Origin of the sequence: Pseudomonas sp. NPDC086566 (assembly GCF_050280885.1) — a bacterium.
GTDB lineage: Bacteria > Pseudomonadota > Gammaproteobacteria > Pseudomonadales > Pseudomonadaceae > Aquipseudomonas > Aquipseudomonas vlassakiae.
Map to the genome: position 1 here is coordinate 424,052 of NZ_JBNNWD010000005.1, position 25,763 is coordinate 449,814.

General features: G+C 63.7%; 26 protein-coding genes. 14 read left to right on the top strand and 12 right to left on the bottom strand.

The annotated features are described in order from the left end of the window. Window positions 1–36 precede the first annotated feature (36 nt). Together ACQKPS_RS14330 and ACQKPS_RS14335 are read left to right on the top strand one after the other, a co-directional pair. Complete coding sequence (locus tag ACQKPS_RS14330; RefSeq protein ID WP_165837385.1) at window positions 37–204, top strand: hypothetical protein; 168 nt, start codon at window positions 37–39, stop codon at window positions 202–204. 44 nt (window positions 205–248) lie between these two features. Beyond that, entirely contained in the window at window positions 249–2,402 is a 2,154-nt protein-coding gene (locus tag ACQKPS_RS14335; RefSeq protein WP_254481039.1) for a mechanosensitive ion channel family protein, read from the top strand. 4 nt (window positions 2,403–2,406) lie between these two features. Here ACQKPS_RS14335 and ACQKPS_RS14340 read toward each other — a convergent pair whose 3' ends face one another. Further along, the gene (locus tag ACQKPS_RS14340) at window positions 2,407–3,120 is read right to left on the bottom strand and encodes a UTRA domain-containing protein (protein WP_254481040.1); all 714 of its coding nucleotides are present in this window, start codon (window positions 3,118–3,120) and stop codon (window positions 2,407–2,409) included. Between the two features lie 318 nt (window positions 3,121–3,438). Here ACQKPS_RS14340 and ACQKPS_RS14345 point away from each other — a divergent pair, with 318 nt between their 5' ends. From ACQKPS_RS14345 to ACQKPS_RS14370, 6 genes are all read left to right on the top strand, one after another. Further along, window positions 3,439–4,503 carry an ABC transporter substrate-binding protein gene (locus ACQKPS_RS14345; RefSeq protein WP_254481041.1) on the top strand — a complete coding sequence of 355 codons (1,065 nt, stop codon included), beginning with the start codon at window positions 3,439–3,441 and terminating at the stop codon, window positions 4,501–4,503. A 145-nt stretch (window positions 4,504–4,648) separates the two neighbouring features. Next, entirely contained in the window at window positions 4,649–5,455 is an 807-nt protein-coding gene (locus ACQKPS_RS14350; RefSeq protein WP_254481042.1) for an alkaline phosphatase family protein, read from the top strand. Then, window positions 5,452–6,282 carry an ABC transporter permease gene (locus tag ACQKPS_RS14355; protein WP_313201788.1) on the top strand — a complete coding sequence of 277 codons (831 nt, stop codon included), beginning with the start codon at window positions 5,452–5,454 and terminating at the stop codon, window positions 6,280–6,282. The genes ACQKPS_RS14350 and ACQKPS_RS14355 overlap by 4 nt, the downstream gene beginning before the upstream one ends. After that, window positions 6,272–7,066, top strand: a complete 795-nt coding sequence (locus ACQKPS_RS14360) for an ABC transporter permease (RefSeq protein ID WP_103449557.1) — start codon at window positions 6,272–6,274, stop codon at window positions 7,064–7,066. Before ACQKPS_RS14355 ends, ACQKPS_RS14360 begins: the two co-directional genes overlap by 11 nt. A 1-nt stretch (window position 7,067) precedes the next feature. Continuing rightward, complete coding sequence (locus ACQKPS_RS14365; protein WP_254481044.1) at window positions 7,068–8,057, top strand: ABC transporter ATP-binding protein; 990 nt, start codon at window positions 7,068–7,070, stop codon at window positions 8,055–8,057. A 14-nt stretch (window positions 8,058–8,071) separates the two neighbouring features. Continuing rightward, window positions 8,072–8,725 (top strand): HAD family hydrolase, encoded by a 654-nt coding sequence (locus ACQKPS_RS14370; protein WP_254481045.1) that lies wholly within the window; start codon window positions 8,072–8,074, stop codon window positions 8,723–8,725. 66 nt (window positions 8,726–8,791) lie between these two features. Here the strand turns inward: ACQKPS_RS14370 and ACQKPS_RS14375 are convergent, their stop codons facing one another. Beyond that, complete coding sequence (locus tag ACQKPS_RS14375; protein ID WP_254481046.1) at window positions 8,792–9,754, bottom strand: NAD(P)H-quinone oxidoreductase; 963 nt, start codon at window positions 9,752–9,754, stop codon at window positions 8,792–8,794. A 144-nt stretch (window positions 9,755–9,898) separates the two neighbouring features. Between ACQKPS_RS14375 and ACQKPS_RS14380 the strand changes: the two genes are divergently transcribed. Beyond that, window positions 9,899–11,980 carry a carboxy terminal-processing peptidase gene (locus ACQKPS_RS14380; protein ID WP_313201791.1) on the top strand — a complete coding sequence of 694 codons (2,082 nt, stop codon included), beginning with the start codon at window positions 9,899–9,901 and terminating at the stop codon, window positions 11,978–11,980. Between the two features lie 113 nt (window positions 11,981–12,093). Continuing rightward, entirely contained in the window at window positions 12,094–13,029 is a 936-nt protein-coding gene (locus tag ACQKPS_RS14385; protein WP_254481048.1) for an EAL domain-containing protein, read from the top strand. A 3-nt stretch (window positions 13,030–13,032) separates the two neighbouring features. On the opposite strand, the gene ACQKPS_RS14390 is transcribed toward ACQKPS_RS14385, so the two are convergent. The 8 genes from ACQKPS_RS14390 to ACQKPS_RS14425 form a co-directional block, all read right to left on the bottom strand. Then, complete coding sequence (locus tag ACQKPS_RS14390; RefSeq protein ID WP_254481049.1) at window positions 13,033–13,401, bottom strand: hypothetical protein; 369 nt, start codon at window positions 13,399–13,401, stop codon at window positions 13,033–13,035. Next, window positions 13,398–13,736 carry a helix-turn-helix domain-containing protein gene (locus ACQKPS_RS14395; RefSeq protein WP_254481050.1) on the bottom strand — a complete coding sequence of 113 codons (339 nt, stop codon included), beginning with the start codon at window positions 13,734–13,736 and terminating at the stop codon, window positions 13,398–13,400. Before ACQKPS_RS14395 ends, ACQKPS_RS14390 begins: the two co-directional genes overlap by 4 nt. A 185-nt stretch (window positions 13,737–13,921) precedes the next feature. Further along, window positions 13,922–14,542 (bottom strand): Fic/DOC family protein, encoded by a 621-nt coding sequence (locus ACQKPS_RS14400; RefSeq protein WP_427604549.1) that lies wholly within the window; start codon window positions 14,540–14,542, stop codon window positions 13,922–13,924. Next, on the bottom strand, window positions 14,539–14,709 hold the full coding sequence (locus tag ACQKPS_RS14405) for a YhfG family protein (RefSeq protein ID WP_254481052.1): 171 nt from the start codon (window positions 14,707–14,709) through the stop codon (window positions 14,539–14,541). The genes ACQKPS_RS14400 and ACQKPS_RS14405 overlap by 4 nt, the downstream gene beginning before the upstream one ends. Window positions 14,710–14,788: 79 nt before the next feature. Next, entirely contained in the window at window positions 14,789–15,229 is a 441-nt protein-coding gene (locus tag ACQKPS_RS14410) for a YkvA family protein (protein ID WP_054886433.1), read from the bottom strand. A 280-nt stretch (window positions 15,230–15,509) separates the two neighbouring features. After that, a complete protein-coding gene (locus tag ACQKPS_RS14415; RefSeq protein WP_027918134.1) occupies window positions 15,510–16,265 on the bottom strand; it encodes an FKBP-type peptidyl-prolyl cis-trans isomerase in 756 nt (251 codons plus the stop codon). A gap of 251 nt (window positions 16,266–16,516) precedes the next feature. Beyond that, entirely contained in the window at window positions 16,517–17,449 is a 933-nt protein-coding gene (gene pcaQ / locus ACQKPS_RS14420) for a pca operon transcription factor PcaQ (RefSeq protein ID WP_054887254.1), read from the bottom strand. 10 nt (window positions 17,450–17,459) lie between these two features. Further along, window positions 17,460–18,389, bottom strand: coding sequence for a helix-turn-helix transcriptional regulator (locus ACQKPS_RS14425; RefSeq protein WP_254481053.1), 930 nt, complete (start codon window positions 18,387–18,389; stop codon window positions 17,460–17,462). 294 nt (window positions 18,390–18,683) lie between these two features. Here ACQKPS_RS14425 and ACQKPS_RS14430 point away from each other — a divergent pair, with 294 nt between their 5' ends. The 4 genes from ACQKPS_RS14430 to ACQKPS_RS14445 all read left to right on the top strand — a co-directional run bounded on the left by ACQKPS_RS14430 (window position 18,684) and on the right by ACQKPS_RS14445 (window position 22,643). Continuing rightward, window positions 18,684–20,024, top strand: a complete 1,341-nt coding sequence (locus ACQKPS_RS14430) for an MFS transporter (RefSeq protein ID WP_254481054.1) — start codon at window positions 18,684–18,686, stop codon at window positions 20,022–20,024. A gap of 157 nt (window positions 20,025–20,181) precedes the next feature. Continuing rightward, window positions 20,182–20,892, top strand: coding sequence for a fumarylacetoacetate hydrolase family protein (locus ACQKPS_RS14435; RefSeq protein WP_427604553.1), 711 nt, complete (start codon window positions 20,182–20,184; stop codon window positions 20,890–20,892). A gap of 17 nt (window positions 20,893–20,909) precedes the next feature. Then, on the top strand, window positions 20,910–21,668 hold the full coding sequence (locus tag ACQKPS_RS14440) for an SDR family oxidoreductase (RefSeq protein WP_427604555.1): 759 nt from the start codon (window positions 20,910–20,912) through the stop codon (window positions 21,666–21,668). Between the two features lie 24 nt (window positions 21,669–21,692). Further along, complete coding sequence (locus ACQKPS_RS14445; protein WP_427604557.1) at window positions 21,693–22,643, top strand: 2-hydroxyacid dehydrogenase; 951 nt, start codon at window positions 21,693–21,695, stop codon at window positions 22,641–22,643. Window positions 22,644–22,699: 56 nt separating this feature from the next. On the opposite strand, the gene nirD is transcribed toward ACQKPS_RS14445, so the two are convergent. After that, complete coding sequence (nirD, locus tag ACQKPS_RS14450; RefSeq protein WP_427604559.1) at window positions 22,700–23,062, bottom strand: nitrite reductase small subunit NirD; 363 nt, start codon at window positions 23,060–23,062, stop codon at window positions 22,700–22,702. Continuing rightward, the gene (nirB, locus tag ACQKPS_RS14455) at window positions 23,062–25,611 is read right to left on the bottom strand and encodes a nitrite reductase large subunit NirB (RefSeq protein WP_427604561.1); all 2,550 of its coding nucleotides are present in this window, start codon (window positions 25,609–25,611) and stop codon (window positions 23,062–23,064) included. The genes nirD and nirB overlap by 1 nt, the downstream gene beginning before the upstream one ends. Window positions 25,612–25,763 lie beyond the last annotated feature (152 nt).

Consider the following 25,763-nt stretch of genomic DNA (forward strand, 5'->3'; position numbering starts at 1 on the left):
TGTTGTATGGCCCCCCAAGCAGAAGGACCGCTGCCCATGTCCCCTTTCCTTTCACTGTTCGTGCCGGTGTTCCTGTTCCTGATGCTACTGACCATCGGCTTCAGCATGCGCGAGCGCAATATCGGCGTGCTGATGATGTGGATCGGCACCTTGGGCATCTTTGGCCTAACCTGCTGGACGATCCTGGAGAAACTGCCGACATAAACCTCTACACTCGGTCAATCGTTTGACCTGAGGTAGATTTCCCGGTGCCAGCCTTCCTGCGTTGCCTAGCCCTGCTGCTGTTCCTCTTCATGTCCCCGGCCCAGGCGGCCGGCCTGCCCGGCCTGCTGGGCTCCAGCGCCCCCGCTCAGCCGGAGGCAACCGAGCCGCTGGCCAATTCACTGGACGAGGTGATCAAAAACCTCGAAAACGACCAGCAACGCACCAAGCTGCTGGCCGACCTGAAGAAGCTGCGCGACGCCACCAGGCAATCGCAACCTACCGTCGAACAGGGTGTTCTGGGCCTGATCGGCAGCGCCCTGCACGACTTCGAAAAGCAGTTCAGCGGTGACGCCAGCCCGTTCCAGCGCTGGTCGCAGGAAATCGAACAGGCACAGGCCGAACTGACCGAACTGATCGTGCCGGTGCATCAATGGCCGGCCATCCTGTTCGGCTTTGCCGCGGTCATCGCGGTGTGGAGCTTGCTGGCCTATGCCTTCAACTGGGTTGGCCACCGCGTGCGGGTGCGTTTCGGCCTGACCGAGGAGCTGCCGCAACACCCCCGTACCTGGGACCTGGTGCGCTTCGCCCTGCGCAAGCTGGGGCCGTGGCTGGTGGCACTGATCTTCACCGTGTACCTGAGCTTTGCCCTGCCCCCTTCGCTGGGCAAATCGCTGGCGATGGTGCTGGCCTACGCGCTGGTGGTGGGTACCTGCTTCTCGGCCATCTGCGTGATCGCCTTCTCGCTGCTCGACGGCCCCCATCGCCACCGCGCCTTGCACATCCTGCGTCATCAGGCCTTCCGCCCGCTGTGGCTGATCGGCAGCTTCGCCGCCTTTGGCGAGGCCATGAGCGACCCGCGCATGCTGGTCGCACTCGGTACCCACCTGGCCCACGCCCTGGCGACCCTGGCCAATGTCATCGCGGCGCTGTCGTCCGGCCTGTTCATCCTGCGCTTCCGCCGGCCCATCGCCCACCTGATCCGCAACCAGCCCCTGGCCCGGCGCCTGACCCGGCGCACCCTGAGCGACACCATCGAGATCCTCGGCAGCTTCTGGTTCGTGCCGGCACTGATCCTGGTGGCCATTTCGCTGTTCGCCACCTTCATTTCCGCCGGTGACACCAGCACCGCCCTGCGCCAGTCGTTGATGTGCACGGTGCTGGTGGTGGTGTGCATGGTGCTCAACGGCCTGGTCCGCCGCCACGCCGCCAACCCCAAACGCGCCAACAAGCGCCAGGCGGTGTACGCCGAGCGCCTGCGCAATTTTGCCTACCTGCTGGTGCACCTGTTCATTTGGCTGGTATTCATCGAACTGGGCTTGCGCGTATGGGGCCTGTCGATGATCGGCTTCGCCGAGGGCGAAGGCCATGACGTGAGCGTGCGCCTGCTGGGCCTGGCCGGTACGCTGATCGTCGCCTGGCTGGTATGGATCCTTGCCGACACCGCCGTCCACCATGCCCTGGTGCGCTCGCGCCGGGGCCTGGCCAACGCCCGTGCACAGACGATGATGCCGCTGATCCGCAACGTGATGTTCGTGGTGATCTTCATCATTGCGGTGATCGTCGCTCTGGCCAATATGGGCATGAACGTTACGCCGCTGCTGGCCGGTGCCGGTGTGATCGGCCTGGCCATCGGTTTTGGCGCGCAGTCGCTCGTGGCCGATTTGATCACCGGCCTGTTCATCATCATCGAAGACTCGCTGGCGATCGACGACTATGTCGATGTCGGCGGCCACCTGGGCACGGTCGAGGGCCTGACCATCCGTACCGTACGCCTGCGCGATATCGACGGTATCGTGCATACCATTCCGTTCAGCGAGATCAAGAGCATCAAGAACTACTCCCGTGAGTTCGGCTACGCGATCTTCCGTGTCGCCATCCCGCACAGCATGAACATCGACCAGGCAATTACGCTGATCCGCGAAGTGGGGCAGAAACTGCGTAACGACCCGCTGATGCGCCGCAATATCTGGTCGCCGCTGGAGCTGCAGGGTGTGGAAAGTTTCGAGTCAGGCTCGGCAATCCTGCGGGCACGCTTCAAGACCGCGCCGATCAAGCAGTGGGAAGTGTCGCGGGCGTTCAACCTGGCGCTCAAGCGCCAGCTCGATGAAGCCGGGCTGGACCTGGCCACGCCGCGCCTGTCGGTACAGGTAGTGACTGCCGGTGGCGGTGGCGTGGCAGGGGCCGGCGCCTCCAGCTAACGCTCTAGCCGGCCTGTGCGCGGATACGGATGGCATCGTGCCGCCAATACTCCAGGTCGCAGTCGATCAGGTGCCCATGCTGGTCACTGTTGACCCGGGTGATATGCAGGCCCGGGCTGCCGGCCGACACCTTCAGCGCCCCCGCCGCCGCCACCGGCAAGGCAGTCGGCAGGATCTCGAAGCACACCTGCCCGTAGCGGATGCCGTACACCCGCCCGTAGATCTCGGTCAGCGACTGCGCCAGGTCCTGCTCGAGGATCCCCGGAAAGTACCTCGGGTTCAGGTAATGCTCGGCATACAGCACCGCCCGCCCATCGATGCGCCGCAACCGGCAGATTCGCACCACGCTGGACAGCGCCGGCAGTTGCAGGCGCGCGCAGATCGCCGCCGAGGCCGGCTGAAGACGCGCCGAGAGCAACTCGGTGCTGGCCTCCCTCCCCTGATCCCGCACCATCGCATGAAAGTGGCTACGCTCGATCAGGTCGTAGGTCAGGCGTTGCGGTGCAACGAACCAGCCGCGCCGTTCTTCGCGGTAGATCAGGCCCTGGGCTTCCAGCTGCACCAGCGCTTCGCGCAGGGTGATGCGTGTGGTGGCGAACACCTCGCTGAGCTTGCGCTCGGCCGGCAGCTTGCCGCCCGGTGCAAGCAGGCCGTGCTCGATCTGCTCCTGCAGGGCATGGCAGATGGCTGTTACCGCGCGCGGGGGCGTCGACTGCATCAAAAGGTTACCTATCTGGACTAGTCCAGCCCCATAACGAGGCCTCTGGAGAATAGTGCAAGCCTAGGCAGGGCTGATGAACATCCTGTGACAAAGGCCTTGGCCAGGTCCTGCCAGAAACGCGCCAAGCCAGCATATCCGCGGCCATCGGGTGGTCTACGCTGTAGCGTCAAGGCCGTGTACAGGCTCTGCCCTACATCAAACTGTCATGCAAGCGGCCTACCTTGGCTCAAGCTTTGCTGACCTAGACCAACGGTCAGCAAAAACCGCTTCACTCATAACAACGATCGCTAAAGGCACCCACCCAAGGAGCTTCGGATGAAAAAGTTGTTCATGGCGTCACTGCTCGGTTCGGCCATTACCCTGTGCACCTCGGCGATGGCCGCAGGCCCCGACCTCAAAACCCTGGAAGACGCCGCCCGCAAGGAAGGCAACGTCAACAGCGTGGGCATGCCCGATGCCTGGGCCAACTGGAAGGGAACCTGGGAAGACCTGGCCAGCAAGTACGGCCTCAAGCACAGCGACACGGACATGAGCTCGGCCCAGGAAATCGCCAAGTTCGAAGCCGAGAAGGACAACGCCAGCGCCGACATCGGCGACGTCGGTGCCGCCTTCGGCCCGATCGCCGCCAGCAAGGGCGTGACCCAGCCATACAAGCCAAGCACCTGGGACCAGGTACCGGAGTGGGCCAAGGACAAGGACGGCCATTGGGCACTGGCCTATACCGGCACCATCGCCTTCATCATCAACAAGGACCTGGTCAAGGAAGGCGATCGCCCGACCAGCTGGCACGACCTGGAAAAAGGCAAGTACAAGGTCGCCATCGGTGACGTCAGCACCGCAGCCCAGGCTGCCAACGGCGTACTGGCCGCAGCCATCGCCTACAAGGGCGATGAAAGCAACCTGGCCCCAGGCCTGCAGCTGTTTACCAAGCTGGCCCAGCAGAAGCGCCTGTCGCTGGCCAACCCGACCATCCAGACCATCGAGAAGGGCGAGGTCGAGGTTGGCGTGGTGTGGGACTTCAACGGCCTGAGCTACCGCGAGCAGATCGACCCCAAGCGTTTCGAAGTGCTGATCCCGTCGGACGGTACGGTGATCTCCGGCTACACCACCATCATCAACAAGTACGCCAAGCACCCGAACGCGGCCAAGCTTGCACGTGAATATATCTTCAGCGACGCCGGGCAGATCAACCTGGCCAAGGGCCATGCGCGGCCGATCCGTGCCGAGCACCTGAAGCTGCCGGAGGATGTGCAGGCCAAGCTGCTGCCCAACGAGCAGTACAAGGCCGCGCAGCCGATCAAGAATGCCGAGGTGTGGGAAGCGACTTCGAAGAAGCTGCCGCAGATGTGGCAGGAGCAAGTGATCATCGAGATGGAGTAACAGGCTAGCTTTTGTAGTGCCTGATCCGGCCCTTTCGCGGGCGCGCCCGCTCCGACAGGGACCGCACATGCCTTGAAAGCTGTGCTGTACCTGTGGGAGCGGGTTTACCCGCGAAGAAGCCAACGCGGATTTGACTGGAGCCACCATGCAACACAACGTCATCCTGGTCCTGCTCGACGGCCTCAACTACCAGGTCGCCCACCACGCCATGGGCCACCTGCACGCCTATGTCGAGGCCGACCGCGCCGCGCTGTACCGTATGGAATGCGAATTGCCGTCGCTGTCACGGCCGCTGTACGAGTGCATCCTCACCGGCGTCGCACCGATCGACAGCGGCATCGTGCACAACAACATCAACCGCCTGTCGAACCAGCGCAGCGTGTTCCACTACGCCCGCGAAGCCAACCTGGGCACGGCGGCGGCGGCCTATCACTGGATGAGCGAGCTGTACAACCGCTCGCCCTTCGACCCCCAGCGCGACCGCCACACCCACGCGCCGAAACTGCCGATCCAGCACGGCCTGTTCTACTGGGACGACCGCTACCCCGACTCTCATCTGCTGGCCGACGGCGAATACCTGCGCCGCCGCCATGCACCGAATTTCCTCCTGGTGCATCCGATGAGCATCGATGACGTCGGCCACCGCCATGGCCTGGACAGCAGCCAGTACCGCAATGCCGCGCGCAGCGCCGACATCCTGTTGTCCGACTACCTGCCGCTCTGGCTGGAAGAGGGCTATCAGGTGCTGGTCACCGCCGACCACGGCATGAACAACGACCGCTCGCACAACGGCCTGCTGGCCGAAGAGCGTGAGGTACCGCTGTTCGTGTTCGGCGATGCCTTCAGCCTCGACCCGGCTGCCAAACCACTGCAGACCGAATTGTGCGGGACCATCTGCGAGCTGCTCGGGGCGGCGCACGACAAGTCGGTTTGCCGGGAGTTGCTCAAGTGAACCGTGGCCGCTACCTGGCCCTGCTCTGCCTGCTGCCGTTCGCCGTGTTCTTCGTGGTCTTCCAGATCGCCCCGCTGGCCTGGGTGGCGATCAACAGCCTGCAATCGGAAGCAGGCTGGGGCATGGACAACTTCAGCAAGGTGTTCGCTTCGAAGTTCTACCTGCAGGCGTTGCAACGCAGCCTGGAGATCAGCTTCTGGTCGAGCCTGTTCGGCATCGTCATCGCCACCCTCGGCGCCTATTCGCTGCGCCAGGTCGACTCCAAGCTGCGTGACTTCGTCAGCGCCTTCGCCAACATGACCAGCAACTTCGCCGGGGTGCCGCTGGCCTTCGCCTTCATCATCCTGCTCGGCTTCAATGGCGCGTTGACCCTGCTGCTGAAGCAGATCGGCCTGCTGGAGGACTTCAGCATCTACTCCAAAAGCGGGCTGATTCTGGTCTACACCTATTTCCAGATCCCGCTCGGCGTGCTGCTGCTCTACCCCGCCTTCGACGCCCTGCGCGAAGACTGGCGCGAGTCGGCCGCGCTGCTCGGTGCCAGCCACTGGCAGTTCTGGCGGCATATCGGCCTGCCGGTACTGACCCCGGCGCTGCTCGGCACCTTCGTCATCCTGCTGGCCAACGCCCTCGGCGCCTACGCCACCGTGTATGCCCTGACCACCGGCAACTTCAACGTGCTGCCGATCCGCATCGCCGGCCTGGTGGCCGGCGACATCAGCCTCGACCCGAACCTGGCCAGCGCCCTGGCGATGGTGCTGGTTGGGCTGATGACGCTGGTGACGGTGGTTCATCAATGGCTGCTCAAGAGGAGCTACCATGCGCGCTGAAAAAACCTCCGCCGGGCTCTACCATCGGCTGGTGGTGTACCTGCTGTTCCTGATCCTGCTGCTACCGCTGGCCGGCACCCTGCTCTACTCATTGGCCACCAGCTGGTCGGCAAGCCTGCTGCCCAGCGGCCTGACCTTCAAGTGGTACGTCGCGCTGTGGAGCGAACCACGCTTCCTGGCCGCGTTCGGCCAGTCGCTGCTGGTGTGCGTGGGCGCGTTGCTGCTGTCGGTGGTGCTGATCCTGCCGCTGCTGTTCGTGGTGCACTACCACTTCCCGAAACTCGACGCACTGATGAACATCCTCATCCTGCTGCCCTTTGCGGTACCGCCGGTGGTGTCGTCGGTGGGCCTGCTGCAGCTCTATGGCAGCGGCCCGATGGCGATGGTCGGCACGCCGTGGATCCTGATCGGCTGCTACTTCACCATCGCCTTGCCGTTCATGTACCGGGCCATTACCAACAACCTGCAGGCAATCAACCTGCGCGACTTGATGGACGCCGCCCAACTGCTCGGCGCCAGCACCTGGCAGGCCGCCCTGCTGGTGGTGCTGCCGAACCTGCGCAAGGGCCTGATGGTGGCGCTGCTGCTGTCGTTCTCGTTCCTGTTCGGCGAGTTCGTGTTCGCCAACCTGCTGGTCGGCACCCGCTACGAGACCTTGCAGGTGTACCTGAACAACATGCGCAACAGCAGTGGCCACTTCAACAGCGCGCTGGTGATCTCGTATTTCGCCTTCGTGCTGGTGCTGACCTGGGTCGCCAACCGCCTGAACAAGGACAAAACCTGACATGAGCTTCGTCAGCGTACAAAACCTGCAAAAAAGCTATGCCGGCAGCCCGGTTTTCCAGAACATCGACTGCCAGATCGAACGCGGCGAGTTCGTCACCCTGCTCGGCCCCTCCGGCTGCGGCAAGTCCACCCTGTTGCGCTGCATCGCCGGGCTGACCCCGGTGGACGGCGGCAAGATCCTCCTCGACGGCCACGACATCGTGCCGCTAAGCCCGCAGAAGCGCGGGATCGGCATGGTGTTCCAGAGCTATGCGCTGTTCCCTAACATGACCGTGGAGCAGAACGTTGCCTTCGGCCTGCGCATGCAGAAGGTCAAGGCCGATGAAAGCCAGCAGCGCGTGCGCGAAGCACTGGAGCTGGTAGAGCTGGGCAGCTTCGCCGGGCGCTACCCGCATCAACTGTCCGGTGGCCAGTGCCAGCGTGTGGCCCTGGCCCGTTCGCTGGTCACTCGCCCGCGCCTGCTGCTGCTCGACGAACCGTTGTCGGCACTGGATGCGCGCATTCGCAAACACCTGCGTGAGCAGATCCGCGCGATCCAGCGCGAACTGGGGCTGACCACCATCTTCGTCACCCATGATCAGGAGGAAGCGCTGACGATGTCTGACCGCATTTTCCTGATGAACCAGGGGCGCATCGTCCAGAGCGGCGATGCCGAAACCCTCTACACCGCGCCGGTGGACCTGTTCGCCGCCGGTTTCATCGGCAACTACAACCTGCTCGATGCCGACAGCGCCAGCCGCCTGCTGCAACGGCCGGTGGCCGGTCGCCTGGCGATCCGACCCGAGTCGATCACCCTGGGGCTGGACGGTGAACTGGACGCCGAGGTGCGCAGTCACAGCCTGCTCGGCAACGTCATCCGCTACCGGGTGAACGTGCGTGAGGTGGAACTGGTGGTCGACGTGCTCAACCGCTCGCCTGAGGACCTGCATGCAGACGGCCAGCGGGTCTCCCTGTCGATCGACCCCACGGCGTTGCGTGAAGTGGCTTAAGGAGAATCATCAAGATGGCACTGGCAATTTTCGATCTGGACGAAACCCTCATCCATGGCGACTGCGCTTCGCTGTGGAGCGAACAGATGGCCCGGCTGGGCTGGGTCGACGGCAAGGCGTTCCTGCGCCGCGACCATGAACTGATGGAGGCCTACGGCAAGGGCCACCTGCGCATGGAAGACTACATGGCCTTCAGCCTGGAGCCGATTGCCGGGCGCACGCTGGAAGAGGTCGAGCACTTGGTGGAGCCGTGGGTCGAGGAGGTGATCGAGCCGATCATCTACGGCGACGCCTGCCGCTGCATTGCCGAGCACCGCCAGCGAGGCGACCGGATCCTGATCATTTCCGCCTCAGGCACGCACCTGGTGGGGCCGATTGCGGCGCGGCTGGGGGTGGATGAGTACCTGGCGATCGAGCTGGAGGCAGTGAACGGGGTGTATACCGGCAACACCCATGGCGTGTTGACCTACCGCGAGGGCAAGATCACCCGCCTGCTGGAATGGCTGGATCAGGAGCAGGAAAACCTGGAAGGTGCAAGTTTCTATTCTGATTCGAGGAACGACCTGCCGCTGTTGCTGAAGGTAGATCATCCGCATGCGGTGAACCCGGATGCGGTGTTGCGGGAACATGCCGAGAAGAATGGCTGGCCTATCCTGAGCTGGTCCTGAAGATTAGTGTTGGCCCTTTCGCGGGCACGTCGGGGCGCCGAACCGCCGCGAAAGGGCCGGGCCTGCTTACGCCAGGCTCGGGTCGATGACCATCACCAGCTTGCCGGACACCTGGTTGCTCTCAAGCTCGGCATAAGCCGCCTGGGCAAACTCCACCGGGTAGGTATCGACCAGTTGCGGCGACAGGCGCCCTTCGGCGAACAGCGGCCACACCTGCTGCTGCAATTCGCGCAGCAGCTCGGCCTTGAAGCCGTCATCACGGTTGCGCAGGGTCGAGCCGGTGATCTCCAGGCGTTTGCCCAGCACCTGGGCCAGGTCCAGTTCGAACTTGCGCCCACCCATCAGGCCGATGATCACCCAACGCCCGTCACGGGCCAGCAGCTTGAGGTTCAGCTCACCGTAGCTGGCCCCCACCGGGTCCAGGATCACGTCGAACGGCCCAATGCCTTCCAGCGCGTCGAGGTTCTGGTTACGCACCACGCCCCCCGCGGCGCCCAGCGCCTCACAGTAGTCCAGGCGGTCCTGGGAACCGACACTGACCCATACCGGGCTGCCGAAGGCCTTGCACAACTGAATCGCCGCCGAGCCCACACCGCTGGCGCCCGCATGCACCAGCACCTTCTCACCGGCCTTCACCTTGCCCAGCTGGAAGATGTTCAGCCACGCCGTGGCATACACCTCTGGCAGCGCCGCCGCTTCATGCAGGCTCAGGCCTTCTGGCACCGGCAACACATGACGCGCATCGACCACCACTTCTTCCGCCATGGCACCGCTGGCCAGCAGCGCGCAGACGCGGTCGCCCACACGCCAGTCAGCGCCGGCACCGACCTCCTCGATCACCCCGGCGCACTCCAGGCCCATGTAGGGGCTCGCGCCTGGCGGCGGTGGATACAACCCTTTCATCTGCAACAGATCGGCGCGGTTCAGCCCCGCTGCAGCCACGCGAATGCGCACTTGGCCCGCGTCACAGGCCGGGCGTTCGGCCTCGACCCAGGCCACATGTCCGTCAACGCCTTGCAATGCCTTCACAGTGCCTCCATAGTTGATTCACAGACTGAGCCTGAGGAGCCCGCTCCTCAGGCTTTTTTGCAGTATTTGCCCGGCTCTGATGGAACCGGCGAACGGATAAGACGGCCTACTATGCGTGATCAATTGCCTCCACGTCGAATCAGCATGAAGCATTTCCTTCCAAGCACTGCCCTGGCCCTGATGGTTGGCCTGGGCAGCCTCACGCTCGGCGGCAATGCGGCGGCCGCCAACAAGTGGGACAGCCTGCAGCCGGACCGCGACGAAATCGTCGCCAGCCTCAACGTGGTGGAGCTGCTCAAGCGTCACCACTACAGTAAGCCGCCGCTCGATGACGCCCGTTCGGTGATCATCTACGACAGCTACATCAAGCTGCTCGACCCGGCCCGCAGCTACTTCACCGCAGCCGACATCGCTGAATTCGACAAGTGGAAGACGCAGTTCGACGACTTCCTCAAGAGCGGCAACCTTGACCCCGGCTTCACCATCTACAAGCGTTACCTCGACCGCGTCAAGCAGCGCCTGGACTTCGCCCTGGCCGAGCTGGCCAAGGGCGTCGACAAGATGGACTTCACCACCAAGGAAACCTTGCTGATCGACCGCAAGGATGCCCCGTGGGAGAAGGACCAGGCCGCGCTCGACGAGCTGTGGCGCAAACGCGTCAAGGACGAGGTGCTGCGCCAGAAGATCGCCGGCAAAGAGCCGAAGCAGATCCAGGAAACCCTGACCAAGCGCTACAAGAACCAGCTGGCGCGCCTTGACCAGACCCGCGCCGAGGACATTTTCCAGGCCTACATCAACACCTTCGCCCAGTCCTACGACCCGCACACCAACTACCTGTCGCCGGACAACGCCGAGAACTTCGACATCAACATGAGCCTGTCGCTCGAAGGCATCGGCGCGGTGCTGCAGAGCGACAACGACCAGGTCAAGATCGTACGCCTGGTGCCGGCAGGCCCGGCCGCCAAGACCAAGCAGGTGGCACCGGCCGACAAGATCATCGGCGTCGCCCAGGGCAACAAGGAGATGGTCGACGTGGTCGGCTGGCGCCTGGACGAAGTGGTCAAGCTGATCCGTGGCCCGAAAGGCTCGGTGGTGCGCCTGGAAGTCATCCCGGCCAGCAATGCGCCAAGCGACCAGACCAGCAAGATCGTCTCGATCACCCGCGAGGCCGTGAAGCTCGAAGAACAGGCAGCGAAGAAGTCGGTGCTCAAGCTCAAGCAGGACGGGCGTGACTACAAGCTCGGCATCATCGAGATCCCGGCCTTCTATCTGGACTTCAAGGCATACCGTGCCGGTGACCCCGAGTACAAGAGCACCACGCGCGACGTGAAGAAACTGCTCACCGAGCTGCAGAAGGAAAAGGTCGACGGCGTGGTGATCGACCTGCGCAACAACGGCGGCGGCTCCCTGCAGGAAGCCACCGAGCTGACCAGCCTGTTCATCGAGAAAGGCCCGACCGTGCTGGTCCGCAACAGCGACGGCCGCGTCGATGTGCTCGAGGATGAAAACCCAGGCGCCTTCTACAAAGGGCCCATGGCGCTGCTGGTCAACCGCCTCTCCGCCTCGGCCTCGGAGATCTTCGCCGGCGCCATGCAGGACTACCACCGTGCGCTGATCATCGGTGGCCAGACCTTCGGCAAAGGCACCGTGCAGACCATCCAGCCGCTCAACCATGGCGAGCTGAAGCTGACCCTGGCCAAGTTCTACCGCGTTTCCGGGCAAAGCACCCAGCACCAGGGCGTGCTCCCGGACATCGATTACCCGTCGATCATCGACACCAAGGAAATCGGCGAGAGCGCCCTGCCTGAAGCCATGCCATGGGACACCATCCGCCCCGTGGTCAAGCCTGCAGTCGACCCGTTCAAGCCGTTCCTGGCCGACCTCAAGGCCAAACATGACGCACGCAGCGCCAAGGATGCCGAGTTCACCTACATCCGTGACCGCCTGGCCCTGACCCAGAAGCTGATGGACGAGAAGACCGTCAGCCTCAACGAGCAGGAGCGGCGTGCCCGCCACGATGAGGTCGAAGCCAAGCAATTGGCCATGGAGAACATTCGTCGCAAGGCCAAGGGCGAGGAGCCGCTCAAGGAGCTGAAGAAAGTCGACGAGGACGCCCTGCCGGAAGAAGATGACAAGACCAAGCCGGAAGATGACGCCTACCTGGCCGAGACCGGTCGCATCCTCATCGACTACCTGAGCGAAAGCACCAAGATGGCCAAGAAGTAAACGACCGATGATGGCAGATTAATGTGATCCGTCATCAAACAGTCATGGCACTTTCGTGAAATAGAGGGGCCGGGCATGCAAATGCCCGGCCCTTTCATTTTCAGGATACCGTCATGACCGTCGCCGAACAGCTCAGTGCCTTGAGTGTCATTCTGGCTCAGCGCAGCATTCACAGCTTGTTCCAGCCGATCGTCTGCCTCAGCGAGCGGCGGGTCTTCGGCCATGAAGCCTTGAGCCGCGGCCCGTCCAACAGCCCGCTGCATTCGCCCTTGAACCTGTTCGCCATCGCACGCCAGGCCGGTCAACTGACCGAACTGGAGGCCGCGTGCCGGGAAAGCGCATGCCGGCGCTTCAGCGAACAGGGGCTCGACGGTAAGCTGTTTCTCAACATCTCTCCCGAATCGCTGCTGGAACCGCACTACCCTTCCGGGCGCACCCTCAAGCTGCTCGAGCAAGTGGGTTTACCACCCAGCCGGGTGGTGATCGAGCTTACCGAGCAGACCCCTACCGACGACTTTCAGCTGTTGTCCAACGCCTTGCACCATTACCGCGACATGGGCTTCTCCATCGCCCTGGACGACCTCGGTGCGGGCTATTCAAGCCTGCGCCTGTGGTCGGAGCTGCGTCCCGAGTACGTGAAGATCGACCGGCACTTCATCGATGGCATTCACCGCGATTCGCTCAAGCGCGAATTCGTCGGCTCCATCCTGCAGATTGCCAGGGCCTCGAAGGCGCAGGTGATCGCCGAAGGGATCGAGCTGCCGGAAGAGCTGGCGGTATTGACCGAGATGGGCGTGGACCTGGTACAGGGCTACCTGATGGGAAGACCGCAGGAGATGGGGGCGCGAGCGAATCAGCAGCTAGTGGCTCCAGTGCTGCCCGCTGCGCTGGTCGAGCAACCTACGGTGGGGCTGAATGCGACGCTTGGCCAGGTCATGGATTTGTTTGGCCGCTATGGTGACCTGAAGGAACTGGATGTACGGGATGCCGATGGCAACCCTTGCGGCGTGATCCATCGGCATGCACTGCCTGCACTGGCCCCTCGATAATGTTCAAGCTGTTTCGGGATAGCTGTACTCGAACACCCTGACCACCTCGGAGGCATGCCAAGACGCCGCCTCCATGCCATCCACCGGCCCCGTGAAACGCCCCAGGCGCTCCACGCACTCGAAAAAACCGGTGCGCGGCAGACGGCTGGCACCCTGGCTGATCACCAGCGAGCTGCGCAGTGGCTGCTCGGCACGGGCATCGAGCACCGCCAGGTACTCCAGCGCAGCGGTGAGGGTCTGCATGGCCGGGCTGGGCAATTGCAGGCGCTCGATCAATGCACGGTAGGTGAGCAAATGGCGTTGACGGCGGGCCAGGTCAAGCTCGTCCAGCAGGTTTTGCCAATGCTGTCGGCTGATCCTGACCTGGCTCATGACGGCTCGCTCCAGCCGGCCACCCCCAGATGCCAGGCCAGGGCGCGGCGGATTGCAGCATCCGGCTGGCGCTCACCCGATTCGATCATGGCCAGGTATGCCGGGCTGACGCCGACATTACGCGCCAATTGCTCGGAGGCGATGCCTTTGGCCTGGCGCAGTTGCGCCACTTCGCTGAACGCTGGCAGGCTGGCTGCAGGCGCGCTTTGCTGCGCTGATTCGGCAACCGCCTCGGCGGGCGCTTCCCCGGCTGCCTTGAGCAGCGCCTGGTACTGCTCCCAGGGCACGACGGCATACTCGGGTTGACCGTCCCGGCTAATGACCTGAATACCCATTACAACCCCCTTACGTAAGGATTACCGTTTTCGCGCCTGCTACAGGCTTTCGACCAATAGCGAAAGGCAATCGGGCTGCTCCCCTTTCGTTATATCCCATTGTAAGAGATTTCCGATCAGCGTGCCCAACCTCAGTGCAGGGAGCGCGATTCTGATGTGCTGTTCAAATCTGATGCAGGCGACGCCTACTGAGAGCAATCGTCGTCTTCCCGAATCGGTTGACCAATGCACCGATCAAATATGTGGGCCAAGTGTCCATCATCACCAAGGTAAGATTGGATATTGGCTGCGACCCACTCTTCACTGTTCACACGATCCCAGTTGATGGTGAACCCCGCATTCACGATGATCCACTCAAAAAGGATACGCTGAGTGCGCCCATTGCCCTCCCTGAACGGGTGAGCGACGTTCAATGTGCCATAGGCTTCGGCCACTGCATTGATCAACTGGTCGCGCGAACAATCTTCGAACCATCCCGCTGCAGCCATTTTCGAGAATTCCTTCCTCGATTCTGGTTCTATGAATTCAGGACTACAAAACCTTGTGCCGCCTTTGCTGATTGCAGCAGTACGCAGCTTTCCGGCCCAGCTGTAGATCTTCGAGAAAAGCGCGTAATGAATTTGCCTGAGAGGCTCCAGGCTGTAGGGGGGAGGCACGAACTCTAGAGTGGAAGCTGCGATTGCGCTGAGATAACGCTCGGCATCCTCAAGGTCTTCAAAATCGCGCAGGTCGAGCAGGTTAATGAGTGCGTCTGTGCCCGGATAGCAATCCGAGTCTTGTTCAACACCGTACTTGTCCCGTCTCAAGCCTTGACCAGCCGCACAGCCTTTAGCGCAGCAGCTCGAGTTGGCAACTTGATCTCACCATCATCTTTAGAGGCGCAGAATCCTTCAAGTCGAAGGCTGGCTGCATAGTTGGCTTTGCGATGCTTGGCAAACCAGGCTTTCTTGGCTTCCAGACTGAGCTTTTCCATATCTTGGACCTTACGGTTACGTGCTCTCAGATTGTAGCTGATCAACGCGCCCATTTGGGCAACTGCATTCCCCGCACTCTCAGTGCGTATTGCGCTCCAGGCGCAGTGCTTCCGGGGTGTCGGGCAGGCGTTCGACCACCCGCAGGCGCTCAGGCGCCTGGCTGTCGCGCCAGGCCTTGAAGCGCGCCAGCTCATCGGCCACGGTCTTCAGGACCCAGCCGAGCACGGCGATGTCATCGAGAAAACCGACACCCAGAATCCAGTCGGGAATGGCGTCGATGGGGCTGACGAAGTACAGCAGGCCGGCGACGATGGTCACCAGTGCCTTGGGACTGATGGCGCGGTATTCCCCCCGCCACCAGGCCAGGCACAGCGACTGCAGCAGCTTGACGTCATCGCGCAGCTGGCCGATGCGCGGGCCTTTGCGGGCTACTGCGAACAGCAAGGCGGGTAACCGGCCACGGCTGAGCAGGCGCTCGGCCAGAGGCAGGAAACGGGCGAAATTCCAGGGTGCGCTCATGAGGCCTCCAGCAGGGGAAAGGTTATCCACATTTATTGTGGATAACCTTGTGAACAGGGCGAAGTTTGTGACGGCGGGCGCCCACAAGGCAAGGGTCCCGCTCAGATCGGGCGTTTTTTACGCAGTCGTTTCAGATCTGCAAACAATCTGCGTCAGAAGCTTCCGGCTTCTTCACACTGCACTTGCTCGGACAATAGCCGCCGCACGAGGTTCGCCGAATGAGCCTTCACAAACGACAACGCCCCGTCAGGACGGGGCGTTGTGCAGGTACCAGCCGTTGTTACTTGGCAGGTGCTTCGGCCGGGGCTTCAGCTTCGGGTGCTTCGCCACCCTGCAGCTGGGCCGGGTCCTTGATGGCGATCAGTTCCAGGTCGAACACCAGCACCGAATTGGCCGGAATCAGCGGGCTTGGGCTTTGGGCGCCGTAGGCCAGCTCAGCCGGGATGAACAGTTTGTACTTCTCGCCAACGTGCATCAGCTGCAGGCCTTCGACCCAGCCTGGGATCACACCGCTGACGGGCAGGTCGATCGGGCTGCCACGCTCTACCGAGCTGTCGAACACCTTGCCATCGATCAGCTTGCCTTCGTAGTGAACGGTGACTACGTCGGTCGGCTTTGGCTGCGGGCCGTCGGCCTTCTTCACGACTTCATACTGCAGGCCAGAGGCGGTGGTAACCACGCCAGGCTTCTTGGCGTTTTCCTCGAGGAATTTCTTGCCAGCACTGGCAGCTTCTTCGCTGGCCTTGGCCAGGCGCTCTTCGGCGCGCTTCTGCAGCGCGGTGAAGGCTTCTACCAGCTCTTCGTCCTTGATGCGTTGCTCTTTCTTGCCGACAGCGTCTTCGATGCCGAGAGCGACCGCTTTCGAATCAAGGTCCTCCATGCCTTCCTGAGCCAGGCTCTTGCCCATGTTCAGGCCGATACCGTAGGAGGCCTTCTGTGCCGGCGTTTTCAGCTCGGGGCTGCTGGCTTGTTGATCACAGCCAGCCAGTACCAGGCCTACCAGGGCAACCGCAGCCGCCAGACGATGCTGTTTCATGCTATTTCCTTGTTCATGCGCCATAAGGGCAATCAGGGTAAAGCCGCGAGCTTATCAGGCGGCCATCACCAATGGCTACCGGCATAGGAGCGGGTTTTCGTAAGGAAGTTCAGTAGGTAAAGGCTTCTTCATGGAAGCTTTACAGCCATTTGCCAGTATTGACCCTTTGTGTTGGGTTTTCCTGGATTTTGTGGGTTTTTATTTCGGCGGGTTCTGAGGGGGGATGTCGGGATCGGGTGAAGGCAGGCACCTCAAGGATACCGCCCCTCCCGATACTGCTCGGCAAGCTCGCGCAGCACCTCACACACCCACTGCCCCGGCAGGCTCAGCGGCAAGGCGGCATTGCGGCAGATACCCACCGACCCGCCCGGTTCGCGCACGCCAAGGTCAAGCTCGGCCAGCTCGCCGCGGCGCAAATCGAGCAGCACCGCATCCCGCGGCGCCACCCACAACGCATCGCTGCCCAGCAGATAACGCCGGCTCAACGCCAACGACAAGGTCTCCAGCCGCTGCGCCGGCATCTGGATGCCGCACTGCACGAACAGGCTATCTGCATGCTGGCGAATGGTGGTGCCTGGCGGTGGCAGCACCAATGGATACTGCCCGACCCGCTGCCGCTCCACCGGTGCACTTGCCAGCAAAGGATGGCCGGGGCGCACCACCAAGGCCATCGACTCGCTATACAGGTGCTCGAATGACAGCCCTTGGATCTGCGGGCTTTCGGTCATGCGCCCGACCACCAGTTCCAGCTCGCCCAGGTGCAGTTGCCCGAGCAACTGCGCACTGACCCCGGTGACCACGCTGATCACCAACGCCTCATGGCGCTGATGCAGGCGGCACAGCACCTCGGGCATGAGCAGCCCCTCGACCGTCGACAGCACGCCGATGCGCACCTGCGACGGTGCCCGCGCCTCACCGCGCAAGCTGCTGACGCCATCACGCAGCGCCTGCACGCTAGGCCCGGCGTAACGCATGAAACGCGTGCCGGCCGGGGTCAGCTCGACGCCCTGGCGGCTGCGTTCGAACAGGCGCGCTTCGAGCAGGTCCTCGAGTTCCTTGAGGGTCTTGGAGATCGCCGGCTGGCTGATCGCCAGAATATCCGCAGCCCTGGCCAGGCTGCCCTGCCGGGCAATCTCCAGGAAACACAGCAGGTGACGGTACTTGATACGGGTGTCGAGGTTCATGCCGGCAAGCTTACCGCATCGCCACCTGCGGCGTATCCGGGTCGCGCTGCTGGCGGCGGAACTGCCCTGGCGGCAGGCCATGGATCTGGCGGAAGCGCCGGGAGAAGTAGGCTTCATCGGCGAAGCCACAGAGCCGCGCCACCTCGCCCACCGGGCGGCTGCCATTGAGCAGGTAGTTGCGCGCCGTGTGCATGCGCCGCTCCAGCACCAGCTCGCTGAAGGTCTTGCCGATTTCCTTGCGCAGCCAGTGAGTCAGGTAAGTTGGCGACAGGTAGGTGGCGGCGGCGACCTTCTGCAGGTTCAGATCGGGGTCATCGATATGCCGGCGCAGGTACTCGCTCATACGGCCCAGTGCAGCGCGGCGGCTGAGCTGCGCGGCGTTGCTCTCAGCCAGTTCGCGCAGCGGCTCGGCGTACAGGCCGCAGACTTGGCCAATCAGTTGCAACAACAGGCCCTTGAGCACTTCGCGGGTGCCGAAACGGCGGTTGGCATCCAGTGCGCGCATGCGTTCGAGGACCTGGCGCACCTCGGCGAAATCGGCTTCATCCAGACAGAAGTCGAGGTGTTCCTGGAAGCGGAACGGTGACAGCTCCGGGGCCTGCAGGATCGACACTTCTTCCAGGTCCATCGGGTCGCAGGCCAGGTGCGGCAGGAGGAACGTCTGGGAGAAATTGATCACCACGAAGTCGCTGTCGGCCGGGTGCGGGATCACATGCACGCGGTGCGGCAGGATGAAGGCCAACGTGTTGCGCTTGAAGGGGCGCTGCACGTTGCCGATGTGCTGCACCGTGTCGCCGCCGAAGTTGACCTGGATCTGGAAGTACTCGTGACGATGCGGCGCGGTCTCGGCGGGGCGGCCGCGCTGATCGCGGATGTAGAAATCCATCAGCTCGCTGCGCTGCTGCATGACGTAGGTCGGGACCTCGCGCTTGGGGGGCATGGGCAATCTCCGGGTTGCGGGGCTCTAAGTTGTACGATGTCCAAACTCCGCAATTTAAACCCTTCTGCAAAAACCTGCGCAACAGAAAATCCACGCAACCCGCCAAAACCGCGACATACAGCAAGAAGTCCGCGCAAAACCCCGACTGTGGATTTTCTTGGACAGCACCGCCCTACCCCGCCCGCTGTGAAAAAAACGATCTAAACCTGCCGTTGCATTCACATCGTTGTACGACCACCTTAAAAAAGGGACTGCAGCCCAACCTCTACCAACAACAACAAACGAGGTCGACTCATGTCGAGCACGCCTACCCCCCGCGCCGCGTCGTCATACGCGCTGGACGCGGCTCCTGCCCAGCGCCTGCCCACCCGCCGCCGCTGGTTCATGCTGTCGCTGCTGCTGCTGGCGACCATCATCAACTACGTCGACCGGGTGAACATTTCCATCGCTGCGCCGTTCATGGCCAAGGACCTGGGCCTGGACAAGGTCGAGATGGGCCTGATCTTCTCCGCCTTCGCCTGGACCTACGCCCTGGCCCTGGTACCTGCCGGCTTCATCGCCGACCGCTTTGGCTCGCGCCTGACCTACGGCGTGTCGCTGATCAGCTGGTCGGCGGTCACCGTGGCCCAGGGCCTGGCCAGCGGCTTCGCCTCGCTGTTTGGCCTGCGCCTGGCGGTCGGCGCCATGGAAGCCCCGGCTTTCCCGGCCAACAGCCGTGCGGTCACGGTGTGGTTCCCCGCCCGCGAACGCGGCTTGGCCAGCAGCATCTACGTGTGTGGCCAGTACCTGGGCACCGCGCTGTTCACCGGCGCGCTGCTGTGGCTGGCGACCACCTACGACTGGCGCCATGTGTTCTACAGCACCGGCCTGGTCGGCATCCTGTTCGGCGTGGTGTGGCTGTGGCTGTACCGCGACCCGCTGAACTGCAAGAAGGTCAGCAAGGAGGAACTGGCCTACATCGAGCAAGGCGGCGGCCTGGTGAAAAGCAGCCAGGAGCGTACACGCTTCGACTGGCGCCAGGTGGCCGAGCTGTTCCGCTACCGCCAGATCTGGGCCATCTGCCTGGGCAAGTTCGCCAGCACCTCGGCGCTGTACTTCTTCCTCACCTGGTTCCCCACCTACCTGATCGAAGAGCGCCAGCTGACCTTGATCAAGGTCGGCATCTTCGCCGTCATGCCGTTCATTGGGGCCACGGTCGGCATCCTGCTCGCGGGGATCGTTTCCGACCTGTTGATCCGCAAGGGCTACTCGCTGTCGTTCGCCCGCAAGCTGCCGCTGGTGGTGGGTTCGATGCTGGGCATGTCGATCGTGCTGGTGAACTTCACCGACTCCAATCTGCTGTGCATCGCCATCCTCACCCTGGCGTTCTTCGCCCAAGGCATCGCCTCGGCGTCGTGGGCGGCGGTGTCGGAGGTGGCGCCCAAGCAACTGATCGGCCTGACCGGCGGGATCACCAGCCTGGCGGCGAACATCGGCGGCATCGTCACGCCGATCGTGATTGGCGCGATCGTGCATGCCAGCGGCTCGTTTGCCATGGCGTTCTGGTTCATCGGTGGCGTGGCGCTGATGGGCACCCTGTCTTACTCGCTACTGCTCGGGAAGCTGTATCGGATCGAACTGAAGACTGCTGCCTGATCCGAGGAATGCTTTGGCTGCACTTGCCTCTTCGCGGGCGTGCCCGCGAAAGGGCCGGTACAGGTTACTTGGATAGTCCAAGCAGACCCCGCTTTCGTCCAACTTTGCCAGCCAGCCTCTGCCTTACGCTGGCCACTCCAGTAAGGAGGAGCCACCCATGACCTACCTGTTCAACCCGCCGCCCATCGTCAGCCTGCCGATCCGCGGCAGCGCTGCGCGCTTCCCGGTCGGCCGGGTGTTCTGCCTGGGCCGCAACTACCCCTGGCCGGAGACTTACGGCCCGGCGCCACAGGAGCCTGTGTTCTTCATGAAACCGGCAAGCAACGTCGTCGAGGCGCTGGGCGAACTGCCCTTCCCGCCGCAGACCGATGAGTTTTGCCACGAAATCGAGCTGGTCGCGGCCATCGCCAAGGGCGGCGCCGACATTACCCCGGCGCATGCCCTGGAACACGTGTTCGGCTTTGCCGCCGGCCTCGACATGACCCGCCGCGACCACCAGCGCAGGGCCAAGGTCGAGGGCCTGCCGTGGGAAGGCGCCAAGGTGTTCGAAGCCTCGGCACCGATGACTGCCATCGTCCCTGCCAGCGAATGCGCCTGGCCACTGGACGCCTCGCTGTGGCTGCAGGTGAACGGCCACGAGCGCCAACGCGCCCACCTGAGCCAGCAGACCTGGGCCTTGGCCGAGGTGATCAGCCGGCTGTCGCGCCAGCTGCCGCTGCGCCCCGGTGACCTGATCATGACCGGCAGCCCGCCCGGCGTGGCGCCGCTGAACCCGGGCGACACGATCCATGCCGGCATCGATGGCATCGGCGAACTGCACCTGCGCGTCGGCCCTCGCCCTGCCGGGCAAGCCGCCAACGCTGCCTGAACCCACTGGAGTCCTCTATGAGCCAAAACAACAAAGTCGCCCTGGTCACCGGTGCCGGCAGCGGCATCGGCCGCGCTGTCGCCCTCGCCCTGCTGGAAGACGGCTTCAGCCTGGTCCTCGCCGGTCGCCGCGCAGAGCCGCTGCAATCGGTCGTTGAACAAGCGCTGGCAGCCGGTGGTGAAGCCCTCGCCGTACCCACCGACGTACGCGATGAACAGAGCGTCGCAAAGCTGTTCGCCACCATCGAAGAGGTGCATGGGCGCCTCGATGTGATCTTCAACAACGCGGGCATCAATGCCCCCGCCGTGCCGGTCGACGAGCTACCGCTGGAGCACTGGCGCAACGTCATCGCCACCAACGTCGACGGCGTGTTCCTGTGCGCCCGTGCTGCCTTCAGCCTGATGCGCCGCCAGCAGCCACAAGGCGGCCGGATCATCAACAACGGCTCGATCTCGGCGCACACCCCGCGCCCGTTCACGGCCCCCTACACCGCCAGCAAGCACGCGGTACTCGGCCTGACCAAGGCGCTGGCCCTGGACGGCCGCGCCTACAACATCGTCTGCAGCCAGGTGGACATCGGCAACGCCCTGACCGAGCTGTCCGAGCGCATGACCCGGGGTGTGCGCCAGGCCAACGGCGAAATCGCCGCCGAACCGATGCTCGACGTACGCCATGTGGCCGACGCGGTGCGCTACATCGCCGCGCTGCCGCTCGATGCCAACGTACTGAACATGACCGTGATGGCCAGCAACATGCCGTTCGTTGGCCGTGGCTGATCCCTGTTTCTGATGGAGTGACCGATGAAACCCGAAGTCCTGCAATTGAGCCCGATCCTGATCCCACACATCCGTGAGCGCCTGGAACAGCTGTTCACCGTGCACCGCTACTACGAACAGGCCGACAAGGACGCCTTTCTCAGCCAGCATGCCGACAGCATCCGCGGCGTGATCACGGGTGGCCACACCGGCATCAGCCAGGCGCTGATGGCGCGTCTGCCCCACCTCGAAGTGGTCGCGGTCAATGGCGTCGGCACCGACGCGGTGGACCTGGCCTATGCCCGCGACCGTGGCATCCAGGTGACCGCGACCATCGGCGCCCTTTCCGAGGACGTCGCCGACCTCGCCATCGGCCTGCTGATCGGCCTGTGCCGAGGTATCTGCACCGGTGACCGCTTCGTCCGCGCCGGCCATTGGGCCACCAGCCCCACCCCGCTGGCACCCTTGCCACTGGCCCGCCAGGTGTCGGGCATGCGCGTGGGCATCGTCGGCATGGGCCGGGTCGGCCGCGCCGTGGCGCAGCGGGCGGCGGCGTTCGGCTGCCCTATCCGCTATACCGACCTGCAGGCGCTGGAGGTGCCTTATGATTTCGAGGCGGATCTGGTGCAACTGGCCAAGGACAGTGATGCGCTGATCCTGGCGGCCGCAGCCGACAAGGGCGAGGCGCTGGTCAACCGCGAGGTGCTGCAGGCGTTGGGCGCCGAGGGGTATCTGATCAACATCGCGCGCGGCAAGCTGGTGGATGAACCGGCGTTGATTGCGGCGCTGGAGGCAGGCGAAATCGCTGGCGCGGCGCTGGATGTGTTTGCCGATGAACCACGGGCGCCAGAGGCCTTGTTCGAGCGGGAGGATGTGGTGCTGCAGCCGCATCGCGCCAGTGCCACGGTGCAGACCCGCACGCGCATGGGCGAGATGGTGGTGGCCAGCTTGGTGGATGTGTTTGCCGGGCGTAAGCCGCAGGGGTTGGTGATCTGAGCCGCCTGTGCCGGCCTCTTCGCGGGCGTGCCCGCGAAGAGGCCGGCAACAGCATGTCAGGCCACCGCCAGCTCCACAGCACTACCATTCATCCGCACCGGCCACACCCGCAGCCGCTGCCCGGCGTCTTCCAGGCACGCCCCGCTTTCCAGGCTGAAGTGCTGCTTGTACAACGGCGCCGCCACCACCAGTTGCCCCTGCACGCTGCCGACCAGCCCACGCCCGATGATGTTGGCCCCCGAACGCGGGTCGCGGTTGTCCAGCGCGTACAGGCTCTGCTCCAGCTCGGGCAGGTAGAACAGCGCAACCTGCGCGCCATCAAGCCACACCACCACGCCGGAGTCGGCCACCAGGTCATCGGCCTGGCACACCGTCTGCCAGTTCTCCTGAGTTTTCACAGCAGCATTGGACAGGTTCATCAGACAGCCTCCTCGACGGTCGGGATCAGGTGCAGCGGTGCAGCCGGCCGGCGTTGTTCGCGTTCGCGCACGAACTGCACGTCCGGGTCGGCACGCTTGTCGTTGACGAAGGTGCGGAAGCGCTTGAGCTTCTCGGGGTCGTTGAGGGCATTGGCCCATTCGCATTCATACTGGTCGACCACGTGCTGCATCTGCGCCTCCAGCTCGGCGCCCAGGCCCAGGCTGTCGTCGAGGATCACCTGCTTGAGGTAGTCCAGGCCGCCTTCCAGGCTTTCGCGCCAGACCGAGGTGCGCTGCAGCTTGTCGGCGGTGCGAATGTAGAACATCAGCACGCGGTCGATCAGGCGCACCAGGGTTTCGTCGTCCAGGTCGGTGGCGAACAGTTCGGCGTGGCGCGGGCGCATGCCGCCGTTGCCGCAGACGTAGAGGTTCCAGCCCTTGTCGGTGGCGATCACGCCGATGTCCTTGCTCTGTGCCTCGGCGCACTCGCGGGTGCAGCCAGAGACAGCAAACTTGAGCTTGTGCGGGCTGCGCAGGCCCTTGTAGCGGTCTTCCAGGCGCAGGGCCATGCCGACGCTGTCCTGCACGCCGTAGCGGCACCAGGTGCTGCCCACGCACGATTTCACCGTGCGCGTCGATTTGCCGTAGGCGTGACCGGTTTCGAAGCCGGCTTCGATCAGCTCGCCCCAGATCAGCGGCAGCTCGTGCAGCTGGGCGCCGAACAGGTCGATACGCTGGCCGCCGGTGATCTTGGTGTAGAGATCGTACTTTTTCGCCACCTGGCCGATCACGATCAGCTTGTCCGGGGTGATCTCGCCACCGGGGATGCGCGGCACCACCGAGTAGGTGCCGTTCTTCTGCATGTTGGCCATGAAGGTGTCGTTGGTGTCCTGCAGCGGCACCAGCGCCGGGTCCATGATGGGCTGGTTCCAGCATGAGGCGAGGATCGAGCCCACAACCGGCTTGCAGATATCACAGCCGACAGGGCCCTTGCCATGGCGCTGGAGCAGTTCGTTGAAGGTGCGGATGCCCTCGACCCGCACCAGCCCGTAAAGCTCCTGACGGGTGTAGGCGAAGTGTTCGCACAGGCATTTGTCGACGCTGACGCCACGGGCGGTGAGTTCGTGCTCGAACACCTGCTTGAGCAACGCCGCACAGCCGCCACAGCCAGTGGCGGCCTTGGTGCAGCCCTTGACCGCGGCGAGGTCGCCGCAGCCGCTGTCGATGGCCGCACACACCGCGCCCTTGCTGACGTTGTGGCATGAGCAGATGGTTGCAGTGTCAGGCAACGCGTCGACACCGAGCGCAGGCGCACCACCGCTTTTCGGCAAGATCAGCGTTGCCGGGTCGGCCGGCAGGGCGATGCCGTTGTGGGCGTACTGCAGCAGGGTGTCGTAGTAGCTGTTGTCCCCCACCAGCACTGCACCGAGCACCCGCTTGCCGCTGGCATCCACCACCAGCCGACGGTAGGCGCTGTTGGCCTCGTCGATGAAGCGGTAGCTGCGCGAACCCGGCGTGGCGCCGTGGGCATCACCGATGGAGCCGACATCCACGCCCAGCAGCTTGAGCTTGGTCGACAGGTCGGCACCGGTAAAGGCGCTGGCAGCTTCGCCCATCAGCAGCGCTGCCAGGTTGCGCGCCATGCTGTAGCCCGGGGCGACCAGGCCGAACACGCTGCCGTTCCACGAGGCGCATTCGCCGATGGCGAAGATGCGCGGGTCGCTGCTGCGGCAGTGGTTGTCGATCACCACGCCACCCCGTGCAGCGATTTCCAGACCGCTGGAACGGCCCAGGGCATCCTGCGGGCGGATACCGGCGGAGAACACGATCAGGTCGGTTTCCAGGTGCTCGCCGCCGTCGAAATTCATGCGGTAACGGTAGGCTTCGCCTGCGCTGATCGACTGGGTGGCGCGCGACAGGTGCACCCGTACGCCCAGCGCTTCGATCTGCGCCTTGAGCGCGGTGCCGCCTTCGCCGTCCAGTTGCACCGGCATCAGCCGTGGGGCGAACTCCACCACGTGGGCTTCCAGGCCGAGGGACTTCAGGGCGTTGGCGGCTTCCAGGCCAAGCAGGCCGCCACCGACAACTACACCACGGCGCGCTTGGCCGGCAGCGGCGCGAATGGCATCGAGGTCGTCGAGGGTGCGGTAGACCAGGCGGGCGTTGCCGCTTGAGCCTTCGATCGGCGGCACGAACGGGTAGGAGCCGGTGGCCAGGATCAGCTGGTCGTAGCCGTAACGGCCCTCGGCAGTCACCACCTCGCAGCGCTCACGGTCGATTTCCAGCACCGCTTCGCCCAGGTGCAGGTGCACACCGCTGTTGCCGTAGTAGTCATGCCCGCACAGGGCCAAGGTCTCGGCACAGCTGCCGGAGAAATACGCCGACAGATGCACGCGGTCGTAGGCACGTTGGCGTTCTTCACCGAACACGTGCAGCTCGAAGCGCTCAAGCGCGCCGCGTTCGACCAGTTGCTCGACACAATGGTGGCCGACCATGCCGTTGCCGACGATGACCAGTCGCTCTCTTCGCCCGCTCGCTGTTGCCTTCATAAGCCGATCCTCGATCAAAAAAAAGGCGCCTGGAGCCGAAGCTCCAGGCGCCTTTGCCTGTATTCATCACGGTGGGTGGCCCGGGTTGATCGCCGTTGATCAGTGGGCGTTGTTGTCACAGGGATGAAGCAGGGACTGTGCCAATACTGTTC

Coding starts and splice junctions, on each gene's coding strand:
- ACQKPS_RS14330 (WP_165837385.1), top strand. CDS start 37: ATGTCCCCTTTCCTTTCACTGTTCGTGCCGGTGTTCCTGTTCCTGATG.
- ACQKPS_RS14340 (WP_254481040.1), bottom strand. CDS start 3,120: ATGCAGTCGACGCCCCCGCGCGCGGTAACAGCCATCTGCCATGCCCTG.
- ACQKPS_RS14345 (WP_254481041.1), top strand. CDS start 3,439: ATGAAAAAGTTGTTCATGGCGTCACTGCTCGGTTCGGCCATTACCCTG.
- ACQKPS_RS14350 (WP_254481042.1), top strand. CDS start 4,649: ATGCAACACAACGTCATCCTGGTCCTGCTCGACGGCCTCAACTACCAG.
- ACQKPS_RS14360 (WP_103449557.1), top strand. CDS start 6,272: ATGCGCGCTGAAAAAACCTCCGCCGGGCTCTACCATCGGCTGGTGGTG.
- ACQKPS_RS14365 (WP_254481044.1), top strand. CDS start 7,068: ATGAGCTTCGTCAGCGTACAAAACCTGCAAAAAAGCTATGCCGGCAGC.
- ACQKPS_RS14370 (WP_254481045.1), top strand. CDS start 8,072: ATGGCACTGGCAATTTTCGATCTGGACGAAACCCTCATCCATGGCGAC.
- ACQKPS_RS14380 (WP_313201791.1), top strand. CDS start 9,899: ATGAAGCATTTCCTTCCAAGCACTGCCCTGGCCCTGATGGTTGGCCTG.
- ACQKPS_RS14385 (WP_254481048.1), top strand. CDS start 12,094: ATGACCGTCGCCGAACAGCTCAGTGCCTTGAGTGTCATTCTGGCTCAG.
- ACQKPS_RS14390 (WP_254481049.1), bottom strand. CDS start 13,401: ATGAGCCAGGTCAGGATCAGCCGACAGCATTGGCAAAACCTGCTGGAC.
- ACQKPS_RS14395 (WP_254481050.1), bottom strand. CDS start 13,736: ATGGGTATTCAGGTCATTAGCCGGGACGGTCAACCCGAGTATGCCGTC.
- ACQKPS_RS14405 (WP_254481052.1), bottom strand. CDS start 14,709: ATGGAAAAGCTCAGTCTGGAAGCCAAGAAAGCCTGGTTTGCCAAGCAT.
- ACQKPS_RS14410 (WP_054886433.1), bottom strand. CDS start 15,229: ATGAGCGCACCCTGGAATTTCGCCCGTTTCCTGCCTCTGGCCGAGCGC.
- ACQKPS_RS14415 (WP_027918134.1), bottom strand. CDS start 16,265: ATGAAACAGCATCGTCTGGCGGCTGCGGTTGCCCTGGTAGGCCTGGTA.
- pcaQ (WP_054887254.1), bottom strand. CDS start 17,449: ATGAACCTCGACACCCGTATCAAGTACCGTCACCTGCTGTGTTTCCTG.
- ACQKPS_RS14425 (WP_254481053.1), bottom strand. CDS start 18,389: ATGCCCCCCAAGCGCGAGGTCCCGACCTACGTCATGCAGCAGCGCAGC.
- ACQKPS_RS14430 (WP_254481054.1), top strand. CDS start 18,684: ATGTCGAGCACGCCTACCCCCCGCGCCGCGTCGTCATACGCGCTGGAC.
- ACQKPS_RS14435 (WP_427604553.1), top strand. CDS start 20,182: ATGACCTACCTGTTCAACCCGCCGCCCATCGTCAGCCTGCCGATCCGC.
- ACQKPS_RS14440 (WP_427604555.1), top strand. CDS start 20,910: ATGAGCCAAAACAACAAAGTCGCCCTGGTCACCGGTGCCGGCAGCGGC.
- ACQKPS_RS14445 (WP_427604557.1), top strand. CDS start 21,693: ATGAAACCCGAAGTCCTGCAATTGAGCCCGATCCTGATCCCACACATC.
- nirD (WP_427604559.1), bottom strand. CDS start 23,062: ATGAACCTGTCCAATGCTGCTGTGAAAACTCAGGAGAACTGGCAGACG.
- nirB (WP_427604561.1), bottom strand. CDS start 25,611: ATGAAGGCAACAGCGAGCGGGCGAAGAGAGCGACTGGTCATCGTCGGC.